Below are 14376 nucleotides of genomic sequence, written 5' to 3'. Positions count from 1 at the left end.
GGACCGCCGCAAGCGGTCTCCGGCTTTCTCGTCTATCTTGGAGAACGGCTTGAATCAGAACGGGAAATAGTTGGAAGAGTTCTGCACCGAGATCCAGTGCTCGGTCGTGAAGCTGTCGATCACGCCTTCGGAGCCAAAACGGCCAAGCCCCGAGTTCTTCTCTCCTCCGAATGGCATGGTCGGCATGTCGATCGGCGTCACGTCATTGACGTGTGTCATGCCAGCTTCCACCAGGTGAGCAAAGCGAGTGCCACGATCAGTGTCACCGGTGATGACGCCACTCGAGAGACCGGACTCGACATCATTGGCGATACGCAAGGCGTCCGCCTCGTCTCTCGCGCGGATCACCGGCGCGATCGGGCCAAAGATCTCGTTCTGCGCGATTGCCATCTCGCTTGTCACCTGATCGAAGATCTGCGGCGGAAGTACCAGGCCCTGAGGAGACCCGCCCAGCAACTGGCGGGCACCCGATCGCCGGGCGCCATCGATCATCGCGATCAGCCTGTCGAGCTGCTTGCGGCTGATGACCGGTCCGATGACCGTCTTCGGGTCATTCGGGTCTCCGAACTTGAGAACGCGCACGCGATCGACATAGCTCTCGACGAAGGCGTCATGCAGCTTGTCCATCACAATGATGCGGTTCGTGGCCATACAGATCTGCCCCTGGTGTAGGAACTTGGCGACGGTCGCGATGCGCACGGCCCGTTCGAGGTCTGCATCGTCAAGCACGACCAAGGGAGCATTCCCTCCAAGTTCGAGCATGGTCTTCTTGATGCGTCCGCTCGCGACGGCCAGCTGGCCGATTCGTCGCCCCACCGCCGTCGAACCTGTGAACGATAGGACACGCGACAACGGGTTCTGGACGATAGGATCACCGATCGTCTCGTTGGGACCGATGACGACACTCATCACGCCCGCTGGGAGCCCGGCCTCTTCGAGGAGCTTGGCGAGCAGCAGCCCGCCCGTGATCGGTGTCTCGTTCGCGGGCTTCACGACGACAGCATTGCCCAAGGCCAATGCCGGAAATGCCGAGCGTGCCGTCAGGTGCATCGGCCAGTTCCAGGGGCTGATCACGGTGACCACACCGACCGGCTTGCGATAGATGCGGTTCTCCTTGCCGGGAAAGTCACCGGTCAGAATCCTCCCCTGCGATCGAGATGGAAGGGTCGAGCTCTCGAGAACAATCGCTCGCACCGTCATCCATTCCATTTCGGCCTTGATCCGCGTGCTACCGGACTCCTGTATCAGCCAGCGCACGATTTCCTCGCGGCGCTGCTCCATCAGTTGAGCTACTCGACGCAGCACGTCAGCGCGTACTGCCGGCATCGATTCGCCCCATGCGTGCTGCGCTGATGCGGCTCCTTGGAAGGCATCATCGATGTCCCCCAAGCTGGCATCCGGAACTTCGGCAAGAAGCGAACCGCTATACGGATCGTGGACCTTGAGAATCGTGCCAGCGCTACCGCTGCGCCAATGGCCCGAGATATACAGAGCGTCAAAGCTGTAGGGCCTCGGCAATGCTGAGGAATTTACATCAGCGGGTGCTTCATTCACTGCGGACTCCTTCAATGACATGCCTCGCGCTGAATCACGCGCAAGCCTTAGGGGATGCACATCGTGTCAGGCAGTCCTCCATTCGGATTGCTAGATCTGATCGCGGATAGCCTCAGATACTCATCTCGATCTGTCGAAGGCACCCGCTTCACACTGAGTGTGGCCCCTCTGCGCTTCATCAAGTCAATCAAAGCAGGCTTGGCACTGCCATCGACTCGAAGAACTAGCCCTATGAACTTCGCATCAAGAAGCTCGCACGGAAGCGAGATACGCTCATCCGCCAAAGTTTCCACGGCTTGCTACGCAGTTCAATCGACGCTCCCGGCTTCAATCTATATGGCGATTGGGGTCGCAACGGAGGGATTTTGCAATAGCGTCTATGTCCTGATGCGTTGATCGAGATTCAGGGCGTTCCGAAAACAATGAAGGCGATGAGGCAGCCAGGTGCGTAGCAGCCCAGATACTTGCATCGACGCTTCTGGCATCTTTGAGCGAGACACCCCGTCAGCATTCACGTGGTGGGTCGTTGTGCATCTAGCGAGCACTTTGCTGCTGAAGGACATGAGCAGCGTCACATGGTGGGTCAGCCACGAGGGTAGGTACGGTCTATGGCAAGACCTGACTCCGGCGACGAAGTTGACGCGACGATCTGCCAGGCACTGATGGCCAAGCGCGATATCAGTTCTTGCGAACTCGTGCTGCCCGAGAATTCAAGAAGAAGAATCCAAGGACGAACGCCAGCACCGCTCCTTGCGCGATCAGGCCAATCGTCGAAGGGTAGACACCCAAAGGCTCGAACCTCGGAGCCGTCAAGGTGCTCGGTGCGATCCAGCCCGCCTCCTGCAGCGCCGCAATGCCCTTGCCTGTCAGCACGACTGCAAGCACGGCGACGAGCCACGAACTCGCCGAGAAGAACTTCCCGATCGGAAGCCTGGCACTGAACCGAAGCAGCAGCACCGTGATGAGCACGAGGCCCACGATCCCTGTGAGCAGACCGGCCACGATAGCGCCATCACTGCCCTGTCCCCAGAGCGCCGCATAGAAGAGGATCGTTTCGAAGACCTCGCGGTACACCGCGACGAAGGCCAGCCCGAACATGAAGAAGGCGGACTTCCGGTCCAGCGCGGCGGACATCCGTTCACGAAGGTAGGTCTGCCATTGCCCTGCAACGCTCTTCTGATGCATCCAGACCCCGACGCTGAGCAGCACCGCCGCGGCGAAGAGGCTGGAGAGTCCCTCGGTCACCTCTCGATTGGCCCCGCTGATGGTCACCAGGTAGGTGGCTGCTATCCAGGTGATGCCGCCGGCAGCCAGTGCAGCGACCCAACCGGCGTGGACGTAGACCAACACCTCGCGCCGCTCGGCCTTGCGCAGGAAAGCGATCATCGCGACCACCACCAGCAGCGCCTCGATGCCTTCGCGCAGCAGGATGGTCAGGCTGCCGAAGAACGCCGCGGTCGAATCGGCATGGCTGTCAGCGAGGACCTTGTCAGCATCGGAGAACAGCTGTTCGATGGAAGCCGCGACGGCCTTCGCTTCACTCGCCGGCGCTCCCTGGCTCAGGAGCGAGCGATAGCGGCCCATCTCGACTTCGATGCGATCCTTCAGCGATCCGTCACGGGCGGCCAGCGCCTGCTCATACGGCTCGACGCCGTCGAGGTACGAAGACAGGGCGAGGTCTTTCGCTTTGCTCGCATCCCCGGCCTCATAGGCGAGAAGGCTCGCATGCAGCCGTTCGCGGGCCAGGGAGAGTCCTCCTGCCTGAGCCTTCGCGAGCGCCTCGGGGTGCACGTGCAGGTAGGCCATGACGGCGCCGGCCTCAGACGCTCCCAAGGACTTGGACAGGTCGTCCTCGGTGAGCCCGACAAGGCGTTCGACACTGCCCACTTCGGCCGATGCCTTGCTCCCCGCCGCCCACAGCTTCTCGCCTTGTGCGACCTGCTGCGCGTCGTGGGCAAATGAACCGAGATAGGTTGCGACAGCCCAGCGATCCTGATCCGACAGTTGGCCGAAGGCTGGCATGGCCGTCCCCGCGATGCCTTGAGTCACCGCCTGGTACAGGGCGAAGATGCTGCGGTGGCGCGCGCGGTCCTTGTCGGTGAATGCGATCGGTGTCGGATCCAGGGTCTTGCCAACCGGACCGTCGCCGTTGCCGGTGATGCCATGGCAACTCGCGCAGTTCGCTGCATAGACCTTGGCGCCGAGCTGCACGTCCGGGATGGCGGTCGGCGCAAGGGGCACCGGATAGCTCGCAAGCAGGTGGGTGCCAAGTGTTTTGGCCAAAGTCGCGACGCGGGCCGGGTCTGCCTTGGCCTCGATGGCTGCCTCCAGTGTCTTGGCTTCGTCAACGAGCGCAGGCTGATCGGGCTTTGCCTCCAACGATGCGATCTTCTCGCGAGCCGTCTTGGCAAATTCCTTCATCTCGCCGTACTCGGACGCCGAGAGCACGACGCCGCCTTTCACGGCACCGGCGTAGTCCACGCCCAGGTAGTCGAGGATCTGCCAGACCCGTTTCACATCCGCTTCCGCTGCATGGGCGCTGGGAAAGAAGAGGCAGGCGATGAAGCCCAGGATGAGGGCCTGGCGTTGAAGAATTGTATTGAGACGCATTGCTGATTCTGGACCAAAGTAAGGCCCGTGCGCCGCGGGCCTGAGAAAGGGCTTGTCAGCTACCGGCCTTGAGCAGGCACAGACCGTTGAACACGACCAGCAAGCTGGCTCCATGTCCGCGAAGACCGCGAGCGGGAGGCACGGGGCGACGCGTCGGCCGCACCAAACATGGCAGCACGACGACCATCGGGGACTCGACTTAGCGCATGCACCGGGTAGACCGGCAAGCAAAGGCTCAGCGCGAAGCGGGTGCAGTGAGTCGCAGGTTGCGGCATTCGGCGGTGTCGTCGAGCCGCTTCAGATACCCGACGAGGTCCGCCCGGTCCTTCTGGTCCGGAACCCCGTCATAGGTCATCGTCGTGCCGGGAACGATCTTGAGCGGATGGGCGAGGAAGACATCCAGCGTCTTCTCGTCCCAGACGATCTGCGACTTCTTCATGGCCGCCGAATAGGCAAAGCCCGGCACGCTGCCTGCGCGTCGCCCGATCAGGCCGCAGTGCCGTGGTCCCACGCGGTCGTAGGCCGTAGCGTGGCAAGCCATGCAGCGGACGTAGACCTGTGCTCCATGCGCCAGATCGGGAGCGCACTGGGCCGCCGCGGCGACGCCAGCGACGAGGCCCGCGGCCAGGCAAGTCCGCAGCATCCTCATGACACGAAGGCAGCGGGCACGGGGGCCTCCCCGAGCGCTTGGCGCAGCACGGCCCAATGCATCGCTTCATCGCCCAGGATGCTGGCGGCCGCCTTCGCCAGGTCGCGGTTGCCGAACAGGGGCACCGCGCCCAGGTAGGCGCTGACAGCACCCAGCTCGAGCTTGGCGGCGAAGCGCAGCACATCGGCCTGCGACTTGAGCTGGTCGAGCGGGAAGTTGTAGCTTGCCTTGGCCGCGACCGGCTTGCCGCCGAGCTTTTCGATGGTCCGGGCCAGCACGTCCGCATGTTCCTTGTGATGCCCCTGGAAAGTCACGGCAAGGTCCAGGACGGGCTTCTGCAGCAGCTTGCTCTCGGCGCCCAGTTGATAGGCCGCGATGGCTTCCAGTTCGGCGCCCAGTGCCGTATTCAGGATCTGCACATCCTGAGGCGCGCCGCTGCCGGACTGCGCAGCCAGCGCATCCCTGCCGGCCAGCAGGGCCACCGCGGCGCCGGACAGCACGAGGCTTGAATTTCCCAGAATGAGGCGTCGCGCGGAGGCGAGGTTCGGCGTCTGCAGGAAGGACATGGCGATCTCCAATTTTTCGTACCGGCTCCGAGAAGTTCAGGCCCTGTCCATTGGATGCGGTCCTTGCTGGTGACGTTCCCCGGTTCGATCCGAAATGTCTCTACGACGCAGGCAGGCGTGTCAGCACCGCCGCGACGATGCGATCGCAGCGTTCGCCATCAAAGGAGAAGGCATCGCAGGTGGCCATGTCGATGTCCCGCGACAGGCCTTCACGCATCAGGCTGCGGGCCCGGAAGAAGCGCGTGCGGACCGTGGCTTCCGGGATGCCCAGCACCTCGGACACTTCCTCGACGCTCAGTTCCTCGACAGCGCGCAGCAAGAAGACGCTTCGGAACGCATCCGGAAGGACGTCGATATGCGCCTCGATCAGTCGGCGCATCTGGGCGCGCATGACCATGCGGTCGGGGCCGTTGTCAGGGTCTTCGTGCCACATGGCTTGCGTCTCCGCGTCGGTCGACTCCACCGCGACGTCCAGGGGATTGACATTTGCGTCGCGGCTGCGCAGGCGCCCCAGGGCTTCGTTCACCACGATGCGGACCAGCCAGGTACTGAGCTTGGCTTCAGCACGGAAGGACGCGATGCCACGCCAGGCACGCAGATAGGCTTCCTGCAGGATGTCCGCGGCTTCCGGGTCGCTTCTGACGATGCTGCGCGCCGTCCGGAACAGCAGGCGATTGTGGCGCCGCATGATGGCTTCAAACGCCGCCGCCTCGCCGCCCGTGGCGCGCTGCACCAGTTCGGTATCGGTCGTGCTTGCTCCTAGGGACGGGAGCTGGTTTCGGTGGATTTGCATGGGGCCTCCATGCATTGGACGCGGAAATGGCCCGATGCGTTCCCGATGCGTGCGATCAGGCATCCCAGGGTGTCACCAACTGACGCTGAACGCTGCTCGATCCGGCGTCATCGCGACTGGCGGGTTTCGGGCGCCCGATCGGCAGCGGGCAATGTCGTAGATGGGGCGACCCTTGACGGCCATCTCCAGACACTCGCCACCGGCGGCCTTCGAGCAGGCTCGTTCGGGTTCTGATTCAAGGCCCGGACCGCGCCGCCCGCGAATCAATCGGACTACGCACGCCGCCACCTTGCCAGAGGCCTGCGCCAACGCTCGCGCTCCGGTGCAGGCGCGCGCACTGCAGCGAGAGCAGGGCTGCGCGATCAATCCACGAACAGGTGCCGGTGCTTCAACGCCAGGTGGATCTTGTCGCCGATCGTGTCCTTGCTGAACGGCTTCACGACGTAGCCGGCGGCGCCGAGGCGGGCGGCGCGGATGATGTCTTCCTTGCGGGCCTCGGCCGTCACGAGCAGCACGGGCAGCTTGCGCAGCGTGTCCGTCTCGGGCTTGCCCTGCAGCGCTTCCAGCAGCTCGAAGCCGTTCATAACCGGCATGTTGATGTCGCTGAGCACGAAGTGCACGGGCTCGCCGGACTGCGCCGACCGCTCCAGGCCGCGCAGCGCCGCCTGGCCGTTCTCGGCTTCGACGATGTGATGGAAGCCCAGTTCGCGGACGAGGCCGGAGATGATCCGTCGCATCGTCGCGAAGTCGTCCACCACCATGAAGCGGAAGTCCTCGCGCTTGATCGTTGCTGGCATGGTCGGCTTTCCTGGGCAGTCTCGGTGGGGCCGGCGATCAATAGGTGACCGTGACGGTCACGGTGTCGGTGTAGGCACCCGGCACGGCGTTGGCGATCGACGGCAGGCGGCCATAGATGCTCAGCGTCTGCGCGCTGCCGGTACCCGTGCCGGCGGAGGTGCTGCTGCTGGCGGTGCCGTCGCCCCAGACGGTCGAGCGGCCGGTGTCGGTGTAGAGCTGGTAGCTCAGCGTGTTGCTGCCGCTCTTCATCTTGCGGGTGCTGAAGTTGGAAGCGCCACCGGCGTTCGTGCCGGCGTTCAGCGCGACGGTGTAGGGCGTGGTGTTGGAGCAGGTGACCGTCAGCGTCGAGGTGGCATCCACCGGGGTCGGCGTGGCCAGCGAATCGATCGTGTTGCCGAAGTTCAGGGTCGTGCCCGAGACGGTGCAGGAACTGATCACGGTGGCCGTCACCTGGAAGGTGTTGCTCGCCGTCACGGCCATCGACAGGCCCGGCGTCAGCAGTGCGGCGATCAGCAGAGTGCGCTTGAAGTTCGTCATCGTCATCTCCCCTTGGTCTCACGTTGCTGGGCGAGTGCCCGTTGCGATGACGCTAGTTTTCCGGAGAGGGGGTTTCGCCGGCAGAAGGCGAATCCGGCAGTGGCGTGCCGGGGTTGAGGGCAATTGCCGTAGGCAAGTTACCTACATGGCAGCAGGTCCGTGAAGCGCGTCACAAATCGGAGTGGTGCAGTCCACATAACGGCTACGGCAACGGCGTTGCTGCTTCTTTGTGCATCCTGGCCTGGAGGGGAGTGAGCACCCGTCCATTCGCAGGTTCCAGCTCCTCATCGCCTCAAACGAGAAACCCCGTTCGGTGCTTCATTTGAGAGCAGGCAAAGGCGAACGCCGACGGATCAAGGGTCTATGTCGGGAATCTTCAGGTCGTCCCCAACGTTGTCCACAGCTACCGTGGACAAGCCCGCAGCCGATCATGTCGGCGCTAACGCGGCATCGATCGAGCTGCAAAGCGCGGCCAGCGACGATCTGCTGTCGGCGCAGGCAAGACCTCTTTGCCATCTCTATGGACTGGCTGCTCGTGGCGGGTAGACAAACCCTGCGCTGAAGCCGATTCGCAACGGCTGGTCACTTTAGGCCCGCCATTCATTGTGAGCATTCCATGCCCAGCCGCTGATCGCGGCTCAGCTTGAACGTTGAACGGCGGCTTTGGGGCGTCCGATCCGAACAGTTCTAGGACCGCAACGGGTCGTCTCTTGTCGGCCGGGAGCGGTCCTCCGTGCAGCCGAATTTGGGAACCGAAAGCGGCCGCTCAGCGCTGCATTTCAGCGCCGTCGTTAGGCGTCCCCTGGAATGCAGGAGTTAGACGGCCGGTGAGGCTGCTCCACACGAGATGAATGAGAACGCAGGCACCTGCAACGCTAGCGCCTGCGTTGCAATGTGATCAAATTTGAATGGCTGCATTGGCCCAACGCTCAAGCCTTGCACTACGAGGGGAGACCCGCCTGCACCGGCGCGCGCAATGGGTCAACAACACCGAGGCGGCTTTCGGGAAGGCTGATGCGCGGCTCTCGGCTGACACATTGAACGCGTCGGTGGTGGCACACGCTGACCTGTCATGCGTCACACGAGCGACATGATCCCCGCGGCGAGGTTTGTCCGCCTCCTCGAAGTGCGCTTCGAACGTGGGCGTCGCGAACAGCGGTTTGCGCGTCAGAAGCCCACACAAGATCTCCACCCGCTTCGCTCGGAACAGCGGCTCCGGCACGTGCGCGTACTCGCCACCACGCTGGCCGTCTATGCGTTGAGCACGTTGACGATGGCCGCGTCGTTTGTAGTGATGTGATGGGCTTGGCGATCGGGCTGGAGTAATGAGGGGCTGACGCAGAGGACACCCATCAAGTAGGTGGAGATGAGCCTGTCTGCGGCGTCTTATCCCGCATGCCGAAAACTCCTTGTGATATAAGCTCGAAACCCCAGTCAAGCTCAGCGTGGTGGGCGGCCGTGACGCTCTGCTACCTTGATCGAAATCAGTTCATGGTGACTAGACTTAATCTGGAGCTCGAAACGCGCACTTTCCTTGCTAATCGCGAGTTTTGGGCTCGTGAGCATGCGGGCGAGTACGTTCTGATCCACGGGCGCTCGCAGGACTTCTTCACGACGTTGGAGAAAGCCCTGGACGAAGGCTACAGGCGCTATGGCATGCAGTTCCTGGTCAAGCAGGTGACGCGCGAGGTTCACATCGACCGGGTCTCCCCGCTGCTCTGACGTGGGATCGACCGGGTCGTTGCCCATTTTGCCTGCGGACGGTCCCGCAGTCGATCTGCGAATCGGCCTTAGCAGCGCTTTGGTCTCGGCGCTGAGAAGCGTTGGTCAAGCCGTGCCAGGCCCTCTCTTGGTGAGCTTTCTGGTGGACACGGGTGCATCCACCACCGTCATCGAGCCGTGGCTGGTGTCTCATTTCTCGCTGTCGCCACGATCGACATCAATGACCCAGACGGCAGGTGGCGTGGTTTCGGTCCAGCAGTACGACATCAGCCTGGAAATCCCCGACAAACGTCTTATCGCCAGCGGCATGCGCGTCGGCAACCTCCTGGCCTCCGAGATGGCGCTGAATTTCATTAGGCCTAAAGGTGGGCTCCTGGGGCGCGACGTGCTGGACCACTGCACCATGTCATACGACGGCCCCAGCGGAGCGTTTCAGCTGCACTGGTAGGCGGCAGCGTTCCACGAATTTGAGGATTTCACGGCTGGTGCACCTAGCGATACTGGTGGCCCATTCCTCAGCGGAGCCCGTCATGTTTTGCAAGGATCCGGCCATAGCGTTTCTGAAGGACATCGGCTACAGCGTCATCCGCCTGCCGCGACGTGACTTCACGCCGCTACTGATGCTGGCGGGCGAGAACAAGGCGCTCGAAGCGCTCGGCACGCTAGATGGCGTACTGGTCGGCGAAAAGCTCGCCCCGGCGATCGTTGCCGACGAGCCGGTTGCCGACATCTCCGGCCAGCGCACCAGCGAGCTGAGTCTGGGCATCGGCCTAAACATTCTGGGCAACATCATCGGCGCGATGGGCGGCTCCAAGCTGGCTCTGGACGCGGCCTACAAGTCGGCACGCAGCGTTTCCTTCGAGTTCGTGGACGTGCTGCGCGACTCGGTCAGAATCTCCGACCTGGACAAGTACCTGGGCGCCTCGGATGTCGATCCTGGCGCCAAGACCATCGGCCAAATGTTGGAAGCGTCCGACGTCTTTGTCGTGACCTCGATACTCAAGAGCAGGCGGATTTCCGTCGCGGCCAAGAGCGATAGCAATGCCGAGCTGAGCTTGGATGTCCCGACGATCCAGGGCATCGTCGGCGGCAAGGTCAAGGTGTCGGCAGCCGTAAGCGCGAGCCATGTCCTGAGCTATGAGGGCGAGGTGCCGCTGGTCTTCGGCTTCCAAGCCGTTCGCCTGTTCTACGACGAAGGGCGCTATACGGCCTTCGAGCCCGCTGCCGACGTGGCCGCACGCGCCGTACGCGATCTCGAAAAACCGTCCACATTGCCCGAAGGCGTCAAGGCCTTCGTCAGCAATGGGGCGTTCGCCAGGCTTGGCTGAATGGCAGACAACTGGGCCGTCGTCATCGGCGTCAATGAGTACCGCACGCCCGAGCATCGATTGAAGGGGGCGGTCAATGATGCCGTTCAAATGTCAACGTGGTTACTTGACCATGGTGGCGTCGATCGTCACCAGCTGTACCTCCACCTATCCACAACGGAAGCGGTCAAGGCGCCGGTGAGAGTCCGGCGAGCCGAGCGAAGCAACCTCGTCGACACAATGGAGGAACTGCTCGGCCGTAGTGGCGGCGAGGGTGATCGTTTCTACTTCTACTTCGCCGGTCATGGCCTGAGCAGTGCCGTCAGCCATCAACTGCAGTCCGCCATCCTGCCGAGCGATTTCCGCACGATCGAACCGGACCGGAGCATCACGGTGGCCTCGCTCGTTTCGCTACTGGCAAGCACCGGATTCAAGGAGCAGTACTTCTTCATTGATGCATGCCGCAACCTATCCTTCGATACCGACGCCGTGCTGGGCGTCTATCCCAAGCCGCGCTTCGCCAGGACGCCGCCCTGCCCGCAGTTCGTCATGTACGCCACCCAGCCCGGTGTCAAGGCAACCGAGATCCACAATCCCAATGACGAGCACGGCGCCTTCACCCGGGCCCTGCTGGACGGTCTAGGCGGGCGCGGTACCGCGAAATCCTGGATCGAGGACAGCGGCGAATACGCGGTGCGCTGGCTGAGCCTTTTCGCCTATGTGGAGGCCCGGGTCGCCGCGATGAAACTGAGCGTAGGCCGTGGCACCGAGCCGTCGATCATCCAGGTCCCACAGGTCTTTGGCGAGCGGGGCAGCCTGAACCCGGTCTTCCGGCGGCTGGACGAGACCGCGGTCCAGCCGGAGACCTTGTCGATCTGCCTGCTGCCGGAGGCGGCGCGCCCGCTGGCCAGCCTCGCAATCAGCAATCTGTCAGCCCCAGTGCAGACCGTTTCGCCAATGACGGGGTCGACCGCGGAGATCCCGCTGATGCCACGCACCTACGGCCTGCTGCCCACCGCCCCGGGCTATCGCTTCTCGCAGCGGATTAAGACGCTGGAGTTCTACGAAGCAACCACCGTCAATCTGCAGATGCTGCCGCAGGGCGGTGGCCCTGCACAGCCGCCGGCCATGATCGGCGAAGGCTCTGGCCCGCATGTGTTCTACACCGCCACGCGTGGTCCCATCCCTGAATCGTTCGCCTTCACCGGGTCCGGCGTGCACAGTGGCTCGTTGACGCTGAGGGCGCCTGATCCGATGACGTGGCTCGAGGTCACGAGCGCTGCGGGTGATCGGGTCGGCCATGGGGCTGGACAGCTTGAAATGCACGCCCTGCCTGCCGGCTTTTACCGTGCCAGCCTGCTGGCTCCGGACGGCGTTCGCAGCGAGCAGATGTTGGAGGTCGTGCCGGGCAGCCATGCCTTTCTATCGCTGCTTCCGGCCGCGGCGCAGCCCGCCCCCGGCACGGCCCATGCCCTGGCCCTGGCCGGCATCCCGACTACCGAGGATGGCGTACTGCATCCCTCCGAAGCCATCGGTTCGGCCAGCTTCATGAAGCTCTCGAGCCTACTGGCGCTGGCCGCCGGGGCGGCGACCGATCCCGACCAGCGCTGGGGCCACAAGCTGCGTCAACTGGGCCTGCCACGCTTCGATGCGAACTCCGGCGTCTATCTAGTGCTGGGCGACGAGCTGGCGGATCCGGAGCCGCTCGGGGAAGGGGCCTCGATGCTGTGTGTGCCGGCCGGCGAAGCGCCGCACGATTCGGCTTGGGGGATACCCTTGGCCCTGATGCCAGCCTTCAAGGGCATCGGCTTGGCCACGGCCCCGCGTCAGCCGGGCCCGCATGCTTTGCGCCTGGAGTTGTCCAGTGGACAAACCATGACCATGCCTGTAGCCATCATGCCCGGCTGGCTCGCCTTGGTCATCGTCACGCGCGAATCCGATCGCAGCCTGGAGCTCCATCACTACCAAGTACCGCTACTGGACTTTGAGGACTTGCATTCACGCCGTCCCGATGCCACGGCCTTCGCCACTCTACGGCGTGCGGAATTGATGCAGCGGCTGGTCCAGGCGGGACGTCTGGAGCCGCTCGAACCTGACATCAACCTACTGCTCTGGGACAAGTGGCGGGACCCCATCGCCGGCTGTCTGGGCGCCTACCTCCTGCTTGCGAAGGGCCGGCTCGACGATTTAGCCGTGCCCGCAGGCAATCTGGTGCGTTTTTTCGGGACGCTGCCCGACACCCATCTTCTTATGGCCCTCAGCCATGAGCATCGGCGCGACAAGGAAGCGGCCATCCGTTCGCTCGAAACATGCCTGGGCAAAGGTCTGCCGGTTTTCAGAGCCGGCTTGGAAGCCTTATTGGCGGCCGCCGACCGGCTCAGCATCGATCCAGGGCGGACAGGCTTGGCAAGACGGTGGCTGGCGCACGTACCTGCTGGATCGCTGTTCAGTACCGAGTGGGTCACCAGCATGTCTTGGCGCAGTGGCAATGATCGATGGCCGTGATGGCCTCGTGAAGAAGCCAGTGGCCGTGGATCCAGAAACCAGACGTTCATGGATGCCCGCATAGGGTCGTCAGCCGACGTCGGTCAAGCCCTGATGCCCGCGAGCGACCCCTCCACGGCAATGCGAACAATTGGGCACCTGGCCGGCTCCCGAACCGATGGTCTCGACCTCAAAAGGGCATCCACGAACCGCCTGGTCTGGGCCACTTCCGCTCACGATTCTCTTTCCTTGCTCAATGGCGCCAGTTCTTGTAGCGCTCATCATCGAGCTGAAGCCAGCGGCCATTGAATTGACTGACGAGCTCGTTAGCCTTTTGCGCTGCCTGGTCGCGATCGACCTCCCATTGCAGACCGATCCAGGAACGAGTCGCTTTGCGCTCCCAAGCCGATTCATCGAAGAGCCAGTGGGCGACGAGTGGGTCAACGACGAACAGCCGGCCTACAGGGACAGCCTCCTGTGGGTGAGGAGCAAGTGCATCGCCAGCCATGTGTTTCGATACGACGCTGACCGTCAGGAACAGCTTGTGGTTCCAAAGCGTGCTCTTGTCCACATGCGGCGTGGCGTAACAGCACGAAATCCAGATAGCGCCGTGTGGAGCTTGCGTCCTCGACGTGTAGATGTGCGGCGACCGCGCATTCAATCTGACACTTTCAGGGATTGCGGTCTTCGGTAATTCCAGCTCGGCCAGCATCATGGGCAGGTACTCTTTCCTTCAGTGCGCCTCAGCCTGAGCTGCTGCGCGAATTCGTTGTGCTGCGGCCTTGGCGGTGTCGCCTACCCTAGACCAATCGTGGTGCCACCAGGAAATAACATGGGCCGCCTCGCCGGCCGAGCGTGCGGTCAATACCAGGCTCAGTTCGGCATGCACGGCCGTCCACCAAGCCTCGCCTTCGGCGTCCGAAGCCTTCTCATCCACCGCAGCGCGGTAGATCGCTTTGGCGCGATCCAGGGTCAGGATTTGCATGCCGAGATCTTCTAGACCGCAACTGGTTTGGCGGCCATCATTAGTCCTGTGACGTACAACGCCCACTTCGAGCCATAGTCACAATGGCCACACGCCTGGCGCTCAACACGCACGACGTCCGCCAGCAGCGGCACGCGAAGACCATGCTGCTCAGCGAAATCACGCGCTGCAGCCCACATGGCGTTCACTTCGGCCGTCGTCCACTGCTCAACAGTGCGCCCAGGGCGCTTCGCCGCCTCCTCAACAAGCACTGTTTTTAGCGTTTGAATGCCCGTCTCCATTAGACGGTAGCGCGTCAGCGGGTTCATGCCTCCATCCTAGACTTTGAGCCGCTTCAGCCGAGCCTGAAGATCGGCTGTGTCCTTCGGCGG

General features: G+C 63.0%; 15 protein-coding genes. 5 read left to right on the top strand and 10 right to left on the bottom strand.

All coding sequences use genetic code 11. The features are described 5' to 3' along the window. Window positions 1-54 precede the first annotated feature (54 nt). From SNE35_RS31185 to SNE35_RS31155, 7 genes are all read right to left on the bottom strand, one after another. Entirely contained in the window at window positions 55-1554 is a 1500-nt protein-coding gene (locus tag SNE35_RS31185; RefSeq protein WP_320426973.1) for an aldehyde dehydrogenase family protein, read from the bottom strand. Between the two features lie 678 nt (window positions 1555-2232). Next, a complete protein-coding gene (locus SNE35_RS31180) occupies window positions 2233-4164 on the bottom strand; it encodes an FTR1 family protein (protein ID WP_320426972.1) in 1932 nt (643 codons plus the stop codon). A gap of 235 nt (window positions 4165-4399) precedes the next feature. Further along, on the bottom strand, window positions 4400-4813 hold the full coding sequence (locus SNE35_RS31175) for a c-type cytochrome (RefSeq protein WP_431312810.1): 414 nt from the start codon (window positions 4811-4813) through the stop codon (window positions 4400-4402). Further along, window positions 4810-5379 carry a ferritin-like domain-containing protein gene (locus tag SNE35_RS31170; protein WP_320426971.1) on the bottom strand — a complete coding sequence of 190 codons (570 nt, stop codon included), beginning with the start codon at window positions 5377-5379 and terminating at the stop codon, window positions 4810-4812. The genes SNE35_RS31175 and SNE35_RS31170 overlap by 4 nt, the downstream gene beginning before the upstream one ends. Window positions 5380-5479: 100 nt before the next feature. Next, a complete protein-coding gene (locus SNE35_RS31165) occupies window positions 5480-6187 on the bottom strand; it encodes an RNA polymerase sigma factor (protein WP_431312813.1) in 708 nt (235 codons plus the stop codon). A gap of 347 nt (window positions 6188-6534) precedes the next feature. Beyond that, entirely contained in the window at window positions 6535-6969 is a 435-nt protein-coding gene (locus SNE35_RS31160) for a response regulator (RefSeq protein ID WP_320426969.1), read from the bottom strand. Window positions 6970-7006: 37 nt separating this feature from the next. Continuing rightward, entirely contained in the window at window positions 7007-7507 is a 501-nt protein-coding gene (locus tag SNE35_RS31155; RefSeq protein WP_320423642.1) for a Csu type fimbrial protein, read from the bottom strand. A 1072-nt stretch (window positions 7508-8579) separates the two neighbouring features. Between SNE35_RS31155 and SNE35_RS31150 the strand changes: the two genes are divergently transcribed. The 5 genes from SNE35_RS31150 to SNE35_RS31130 all read left to right on the top strand — a co-directional run bounded on the left by SNE35_RS31150 (window position 8580) and on the right by SNE35_RS31130 (window position 13041). Beyond that, window positions 8580-8807 carry a hypothetical protein gene (locus SNE35_RS31150; RefSeq protein WP_320426968.1) on the top strand — a complete coding sequence of 76 codons (228 nt, stop codon included), beginning with the start codon at window positions 8580-8582 and terminating at the stop codon, window positions 8805-8807. A 191-nt stretch (window positions 8808-8998) separates the two neighbouring features. Further along, on the top strand, window positions 8999-9229 hold the full coding sequence (locus SNE35_RS31145) for a hypothetical protein (RefSeq protein ID WP_320426967.1): 231 nt from the start codon (window positions 8999-9001) through the stop codon (window positions 9227-9229). 1 nt (window position 9230) lies between these two features. After that, window positions 9231-9677: an aspartyl protease family protein gene (locus SNE35_RS31140; protein WP_320426966.1), complete on the top strand. Its 447-nt coding sequence runs from the start codon at window positions 9231-9233 to the stop codon at window positions 9675-9677. Between the two features lie 55 nt (window positions 9678-9732). Continuing rightward, window positions 9733-10557 carry a gasdermin gene (locus SNE35_RS31135; RefSeq protein ID WP_320426965.1) on the top strand — a complete coding sequence of 275 codons (825 nt, stop codon included), beginning with the start codon at window positions 9733-9735 and terminating at the stop codon, window positions 10555-10557. Further along, on the top strand, window positions 10558-13041 hold the full coding sequence (locus SNE35_RS31130) for a caspase family protein (RefSeq protein WP_320426964.1): 2484 nt from the start codon (window positions 10558-10560) through the stop codon (window positions 13039-13041). Window positions 13042-13273: 232 nt separating this feature from the next. Here the strand turns inward: SNE35_RS31130 and SNE35_RS31125 are convergent, their stop codons facing one another. The 3 genes from SNE35_RS31125 to SNE35_RS31115 are packed head-to-tail and all read right to left on the bottom strand — an operon-like array spanning window position 13274 to window position 14313. Then, window positions 13274-13732 carry a hypothetical protein gene (locus SNE35_RS31125; RefSeq protein WP_320426963.1) on the bottom strand — a complete coding sequence of 153 codons (459 nt, stop codon included), beginning with the start codon at window positions 13730-13732 and terminating at the stop codon, window positions 13274-13276. A gap of 21 nt (window positions 13733-13753) precedes the next feature. Continuing rightward, window positions 13754-14005, bottom strand: a complete 252-nt coding sequence (locus tag SNE35_RS31120; RefSeq protein ID WP_320426962.1) for a hypothetical protein — start codon at window positions 14003-14005, stop codon at window positions 13754-13756. Window positions 14006-14016: 11 nt separating this feature from the next. Then, complete coding sequence (locus tag SNE35_RS31115; RefSeq protein ID WP_320426961.1) at window positions 14017-14313, bottom strand: hypothetical protein; 297 nt, start codon at window positions 14311-14313, stop codon at window positions 14017-14019. Between the last annotated feature and the right edge of the window lie 63 nt (window positions 14314-14376).

It is taken from the genome of Roseateles agri (genome assembly GCF_034043675.1).
Classification (GTDB): Bacteria; Pseudomonadota; Gammaproteobacteria; order Burkholderiales; family Burkholderiaceae_C; genus KK5.
The sequence above is the reverse complement of the archived record's forward strand: the minus strand, read 5'-3'. Positions and strand labels throughout refer to the sequence as shown.

Coding starts and splice junctions, on each gene's coding strand:
- SNE35_RS31180 (WP_320426972.1), bottom strand. CDS start 4,164: ATGCGTCTCAATACAATTCTTCAACGCCAGGCCCTCATCCTGGGCTTC.
- SNE35_RS31175 (WP_431312810.1), bottom strand. CDS start 4,813: ATGAGGATGCTGCGGACTTGCCTGGCCGCGGGCCTCGTCGCTGGCGTC.
- SNE35_RS31170 (WP_320426971.1), bottom strand. CDS start 5,379: ATGTCCTTCCTGCAGACGCCGAACCTCGCCTCCGCGCGACGCCTCATT.
- SNE35_RS31165 (WP_431312813.1), bottom strand. CDS start 6,187: ATGCATGGAGGCCCCATGCAAATCCACCGAAACCAGCTCCCGTCCCTA.
- SNE35_RS31160 (WP_320426969.1), bottom strand. CDS start 6,969: ATGCCAGCAACGATCAAGCGCGAGGACTTCCGCTTCATGGTGGTGGAC.
- SNE35_RS31155 (WP_320423642.1), bottom strand. CDS start 7,507: ATGACGAACTTCAAGCGCACTCTGCTGATCGCCGCACTGCTGACGCCG.
- SNE35_RS31150 (WP_320426968.1), top strand. CDS start 8,580: ATGCGTCACACGAGCGACATGATCCCCGCGGCGAGGTTTGTCCGCCTC.
- SNE35_RS31145 (WP_320426967.1), top strand. CDS start 8,999: ATGGTGACTAGACTTAATCTGGAGCTCGAAACGCGCACTTTCCTTGCT.
- SNE35_RS31130 (WP_320426964.1), top strand. CDS start 10,558: ATGGCAGACAACTGGGCCGTCGTCATCGGCGTCAATGAGTACCGCACG.
- SNE35_RS31125 (WP_320426963.1), bottom strand. CDS start 13,732: ATGCTGGCCGAGCTGGAATTACCGAAGACCGCAATCCCTGAAAGTGTC.
- SNE35_RS31120 (WP_320426962.1), bottom strand. CDS start 14,005: ATGCAAATCCTGACCCTGGATCGCGCCAAAGCGATCTACCGCGCTGCG.
- SNE35_RS31115 (WP_320426961.1), bottom strand. CDS start 14,313: ATGAACCCGCTGACGCGCTACCGTCTAATGGAGACGGGCATTCAAACG.